The sequence below is a fragment of the Streptomyces sp. CA189 genome, assembly GCF_056428985.1.
The window spans coordinates 214829-221030 of the sequence record NZ_JBWJVM010000005.1 but is presented as its reverse complement, the minus strand read 5'-3'; the positions used below and the strand labels follow the sequence as shown (position 1 = coordinate 221030).

The 6202-nt window shown below is 73.2% G+C and carries 4 protein-coding genes; all 4 read left to right on the top strand.

Going from position 1 to position 6202, the window contains the following annotated elements; translation table 11 throughout:
- Nucleotides 1–991, top strand: a 991-nt coding sequence (locus AC061S_RS06775) for an ROK family protein (RefSeq protein ID WP_478684918.1), incomplete at its 5' end; no start/stop codon positions are given.
- A 62-nt stretch (nt 992–1053) separates the two neighbouring features.
- Nucleotides 1054–2919 carry a methylmalonyl-CoA mutase family protein gene (locus AC061S_RS06770; RefSeq protein ID WP_478684917.1) on the top strand — a complete coding sequence of 622 codons (1866 nt, stop codon included), beginning with the start codon at nt 1054–1056 and terminating at the stop codon, nt 2917–2919.
- A gap of 20 nt (nt 2920–2939) precedes the next feature.
- Nucleotides 2940–5129: a methylmalonyl-CoA mutase gene (gene scpA, locus AC061S_RS06765; RefSeq protein ID WP_478684927.1), complete on the top strand. Its 2190-nt coding sequence runs from the start codon at nt 2940–2942 to the stop codon at nt 5127–5129.
- Between the two features lie 8 nt (nt 5130–5137).
- A complete protein-coding gene (gene meaB / locus AC061S_RS06760; protein WP_478684916.1) occupies nt 5138–6124 on the top strand; it encodes a methylmalonyl Co-A mutase-associated GTPase MeaB in 987 nt (328 codons plus the stop codon).
- Nucleotides 6125–6202 lie beyond the last annotated feature (78 nt).

The following is a 6202-nucleotide window of genomic DNA, read 5'->3' as shown; positions in this document are numbered from 1 at the left end:
CACCCCCGGCCCCGGCCGCCCCCGCATCCCCCTGGACCTGCACACCGGCCCCCTCGGCGGCCCCCTCGCCGCCGGCCTGCACATCGGCGTGCCGTCCTCCACCTTCAGCCTCGTAGACCTCCGCGGCCGGGTCCTGGCCCGGCGGGCCTTCCCGCACGCGGGCCGCTCCCCCGGCCGGCTCCCCGCCGCCATCGCCGCCGGACTCGGCCGGTTCCTCCGGGACTCCCACCCCGCCGGCCGGCCCCTGCTCGGCCTCGGCGCCGCCCTCGGCGGCTGGGTCCGCCCCGCCGACGGCACCGTCGTCCGGCACGACGCCCTCGGCTGGCGCGAGCTCCCCCTCGCCGCCGAGCTCTCCGACCGCCTCGGCCTGCCCGTCTCCGTGGACAACCACGCCCGCGCCGTTGCCCACGCCGAGATCCTCTTCGGCCGCCCGGAGGCCCGCTCCAGCCTCCTCCACCTCTTCATCGGCAACGTCGTCGACGCCGCCTTCGGCATCGAGGGCACCGTGCACCAGGGCCCCGGCGCCGCCGCCGGGGACGTCGCGCACCTCCCCGTGCCCGGTTCGACGACGCCCTGCGCGTGCGGCCGTACGGGTTGTCTCCAGGCGAGCGCCTCCGACGGAGTCCTCGGCGCCGAGGCCGCGCGCCGCGGCATCCTCCCGGATCCCGCCGACAACGCGGTCAACCTCCTGGTCGACGCCGCCGCCACCGGCGACCCCCGCGCCGACCGGCTGCTGCGCGAACGCGCCCGTACCGTCGGCCGGGCCGCCGCCCTGCTCCTCGACGTGTTCAACCCGGCCGTCATGGTGGTCTCCGAGCTGTCCAGCGTCCTCCACGACGGCTACCTCGACGAGATCCGCGGCGCGGCCGGTGACCAGGGCCGGTACGGGCGGCGGATCGTCGCCCCGCACGCGGGTCCGGCCGTACTACCGGTAGCCTCCGCGACCGTCCTCCTCGCCCCGCTCTTTCGTGACCCCTCCCGACTCACATGAGAGGGGGAGATCACATCCGGTGGTTATAGGTCGTTCACAGGTACCCCCCTAACATTCGAGCCATGACGGTCCTGCCTGATGACGGGCTCTCCTTGGCCGCCGAATTCCCTGACGCGACGCATGAGCAGTGGCAGCGCCTGGTAGAGGGCGTGCTGCGCAAGTCGGGCAAGGAAGTTTCCGGCGAGGCAGCGGAAGACGCGTTGTCCACGAAGCTTGAAGACGGGCTCACCACCCGCCCGCTGTACACCGCGCCCGACACCGCGCCCGACACCGGTTCCTCTGGGTTCCCGGGGTTTGCGCCCTTCGTACGCGGCGGACGTGCCGAGGGCAGTGCCGCCTCGGGCTGGGACGTGCGCCAGCGCATCGCGGGCACCGACCCCGTACGGGTGAACGACGCGGCCCTGGCCGACCTGGAGAACGGCACCACCTCGCTGTGGTTGGCCGTCGGCGACGCCGGCCTCCCCGCGGAGGGCCTGGGCCGTGCGCTGGAGGGGGTCTACCTCGACCTCGCGCCCGTCTCCCTGGACCCCGGCGCGCAGTACGCGGAGGCCGCCCGGGCCCTGCTCGCGCTGTACGCCGAGCGCGCGGTGGCCCCCGAGGCCGCCCACGCCTCGCTGGGCGCCGACCCGCTGGGCCACGAGGCCCGGACGGGCGAGGCCCTGGACCTGGCGGAGGCCGCCGCGCTCGCCGCGGAGACGGCCGCCTGGCCCCACGTACGCGCCCTGACCGTCGACGCCCTGCCGTACCACGAGGCGGGCGGCAGCGCCGCCGAGGAGCTGGGGCTCTCCCTGGCCACCGGGGTGGCGTACCTGCGCGCCCTCACCGAGGCGGGTCTGAGCACCGAAGCGGCCTTCGGCGAGCTGGAGTTCCGCTACGCCGCCACCGCCGACCAGTTCCTCACCATCGCCAAGCTGCGCGCCGCCCGCCGGCTGTGGGCCCGGATCGCCGAGGCCTGCGGGACCCCGGGGGCCGGCGCCCAGCGCCAGCACGCGGTGACCTCGCCGGTGATGATGACCCGCCGCGACCCGTGGGTGAACATGCTGCGCACCACCGTCGCCTGCATGGCGGCGGGCGTGGGCGGCGCGGACGCGGTGACCGTGCTCCCGTTCGATCAGGAGCTCGGCCTGCCGGACGCGTTCGCGCGCCGCATCTCCCGCAACACCTCCACGATCCTGCTGGAGGAGTCCCACCTGGCCCGGGTGATCGACCCGGCGGGCGGCTCGTACTACGTCGAGCAGCTCACCGACGAACTCGCCCATGCCGCCTGGGAGTTCTTCCAGACCGTCGAGAAGGCGGGCGGCCAGGCCGCCGCCCTGCGCTCCGGCCTGGTCGCCGAACGCCTCGCCGCCACCTGGGCCGCGCGCTCGAAGAAGCTGGCCACCCGGCGCGAACCCGTCACCGGAGTCAGCGAGTTCCCGCACCTCTCCGAGAAGCCGGTCGTACGGGAACCCGCTCCGGCCCCGCTCACCGGCGGACTGCCGCGCGTGCGGCGCGACGAGGCGTACGAGGCCCTGCGCGCCCGCAGCGACGTACACCTGGCGGCGACGGGCGCCCGGCCCACCGTCTTCCTGGCGGCCCTGGGCCCGGCGGCCGCGCACACCGCCCGCGCCACCTTCGCCTCCAACCTGTTCCAGGCGGGCGGCATCACCCCGGTCCACGACCCGGTGTCGGTGACCCCGGAGACGGCCGCGGCGGCGTACGCCGCGAGCGGCGCCGACGGCATGGCCGTGCTCTGCTCCAGCGACGCGCTGTACGAGGAGCAGGCCGAGGCGGTGGCCGCGGCCCTGCGCGCGGCCGGCGCGACGACCGTGTTCCTCGCGGGCAAGCCCGGCACCGCCGCGACGGCCGTGGACGAGTACGTCTTCGCCGGCTGCGACGCCGTCGCCGTGCTGTCCTCCGTACTCGACCGGATGGGAGTCGCGTCTTGAGCACCGACCGCACCCCCCGCATCCCCGATTTCTCCGAACTCCCGCTGGACGGGGCGGCCCCGGCCGCCGGGTCCGAGGACCAGTGGCGCACCGCGCTGAAGGAGTCCACCGGCTCGGGAGCCGCCGAGCTGCTGTGGGAGACCCCGGAGGGCATCGGCGTACAGCCCCTGTACACGGGCCGCGACCTGGAAGGCCTGGACTTCCTCCGGACCTACCCGGGTGTGGCCCCGTACCTGCGCGGCCCGTACCCGACGATGTACGTCAACCAGCCCTGGACGATCCGGCAGTACGCGGGCTTCTCCACGGCCGAGGAGTCCAACGCCTTCTACCGCCGCAACCTGGCGTCCGGCCAGAAGGGCCTGTCGATCGCCTTCGACCTGCCCACCCACCGCGGCTACGACAGCGACCACCCGCGGGTGACGGGCGACGTCGGCATGGCGGGCGTGGCGATCGACTCGATCTACGACATGCGCCAGCTCTTCGACGGCATCCCGCTGGACAAGATGACGGTGTCGATGACGATGAACGGCGCCGTGCTGCCGGTCCTCGCGCTCTACATCGTGGCGGCGGAGGAGCAGGGCGTCTCCCCCGACAAGCTCGCCGGGACCATCCAGAACGACATCCTCAAAGAGTTCATGGTCCGCAACACCTACATCTATCCGCCGAAGCCCTCGATGCGGATCATCTCCGACATCTTCGCCTTCACCTCGCAGAAGATGCCCCGCTACAACTCCATCTCGATCTCCGGTTACCACATCCAGGAAGCCGGAGCCACGGCCGACCTGGAGCTGGCGTACACCCTCGCCGACGGCGTCGAGTACCTGCGGGCGGGCCAGGCGGTCGGCCTGGACGTGGACGCCTTCGCGCCGCGCCTGTCCTTCTTCTGGGCGATCGGCATGAACTTCTTCATGGAGGTGGCGAAGCTGCGTGCGGCCCGCCTCCTCTGGGCCCGCCTGGTCAAGCAGTTCGACCCGAAGAATGCCAAGTCCCTCTCGCTGCGCACCCATTCGCAGACCTCGGGCTGGTCCCTCACGGCGCAGGACGTCTTCAACAACGTCACCCGCACGTGCATCGAGGCGATGGCCGCGACCCAGGGCCACACCCAGTCCCTGCACACCAACGCCCTGGACGAGGCCCTCGCCCTCCCGACAGACTTCTCGGCGCGCATCGCCCGCAACACCCAGCTCCTCCTCCAGCAGGAGTCGGGCACCTGCCGCTCCATCGACCCGTGGGGCGGCAGCGCGTACGTCGAGAAGCTGACGTACGACCTGGCGCGCCGGGCCTGGCAGCACATCCAGGAGGTCGAGGCGGCCGGCGGCATGGCGCAGGCCATCGACGCGGGCATCCCGAAGCTCCGCGTGGAGGAGGCCGCGGCCCGCACGCAGGCCCGTATCGACTCGGGCCGCCAGCCGGTGATCGGCGTCAACAAGTACCGGGTGGCGACGGACGAGCAGATCGACGTCCTCAAGGTCGACAACTCCTCCGTCCGCTCCCAGCAGATCGCCAAGCTCCGGCGCCTGCGCGAGGAGCGCGACGAGGCGGTTACCCAGGACACCCTGCGGGCGCTGACGAACGCGGCCGAGCGCGGAGACGGCAACCTCCTCGCCCTGGCGGTCGACGCAGCACGCGCGAAGGCCACGGTGGGCGAGATCTCCGACGCCCTCGAAAAGGTCTACGGGCGGCACTCGAGCCAGATCCGTACGATCTCGGGTGTGTACCGAACCGAAGCAGGCGAGTCCCCGTCCCTGGAGCGCACGCGTGCGCTCGTCGACCGGTTCGAGGAGGCGGAGGGCCGCCGGCCGCGCATCCTGGTCTGCAAGATGGGCCAGGACGGGCACGACCGCGGCCAGAAGGTCATCGCCACCGCCTTCGCCGACCTGGGCTTCGACGTGGACGTCGGCCCGCTGTTCCAGACCCCGGAGGAAGTGGCCCGCCAGGCCGTGGAGGCCGACGTGCACGTGGTCGGCGTCTCCTCGCTGGCCGCGGGCCACCTGACCCTCGTGCCGGCGCTGCGCGAGGCCCTCGCCTCGGAGGGCCGCGAGGACATCATGATCGTGGTCGGTGGGGTCATCCCGCCGGCGGACGTCCCCACCCTCCTCGACATGGGTGCGACGGCGGTGTTCCCGCCCGGCACGGTCATCCCGGACGCGGCGCACGACCTGGTGACGCGGCTCGCCGCGGACCTGGGCCACGAGCCGCACGAGCTGTAGGCGCCGCCGTGCCGCCGCGGATCGACATCCCCGCCTACACGAAGGGCGTACTCGACGGGAAGCGCGCGTTCATCGCGCGCGCGATCACCCTCGTCGAGTCCACCCTGCCCGCGCACCGGGCCCTGGCCCAGAGCCTGTTGACGGAACTCCTTCCCCACGCGGGGCGGGCGCGCCGGATCGGCATCAGCGGCGTGCCGGGCGTAGGCAAATCAACCTTCATCGACGCCTTCGGCACGCTGCTGACGGGCCTGGGCCACCGGGTGGCGGTCCTGGCCGTCGACCCGTCCTCCACCCGTACGGGCGGCTCCATCCTGGGCGACAAGACCCGCATGGAACGCCTCTCCGTGGACCCCGCGGCCTTCGTCCGGCCGTCCCCCTCGGCGGGGACGCTGGGCGGGGTGGCGAAGGCCACTCGCGAGTCGATCATCGTGATGGAGGCCGCGGGCTACGACGTGGTCCTGGTCGAAACGGTGGGCGTGGGCCAGTCCGAAACCACAGTCGCCGGAATGGTCGACTCCTTCCTCCTCCTCTCCCTCGCCCGCACGGGCGACGGCCTCCAGGGCATCAAGAAGGGCGTCCTGGAACTGGCCGACGTCCTCGCCGTCAACAAGGCCGACGGCCCGCACGAGCGCGACGCGAAGGCGGCGGCACGCGAACTGTCCAGCGCGCTGCGCCTGATGCACCCGGCCGACGCCGCGTGGACCCCGCCGGTCCTGACGTGCAGCGCCCGGGAATCCACGGGCCTGGAGGAGGTCTGGAACCGCTTGGAACAGCACCGCGTGCTCCTGGAATCGGGCGGCCGCCTGGCGTCGAAGCGCGCGGCCCAGCAGGTGGAGTGGGCCTGGTCGATGGTCCGCGACGAACTCCTGGAACGCCTCCGCTCGAACCCGGCGGTACGGGACCTGGCCCCCACCCTGGAATCAGCGGTCCGGGCAGGCAACCTGACCCCCACCCTGGCAGCGGACCACCTCCTGGCGGCCTTCACGGACTCCTGACCGCTTCCAGCCCCGGCGGCGCCCATCCGCCTCGCGGGCGATCCAGCCCTGCCGGGTACTTCCAGCCCCGCCGGCGTT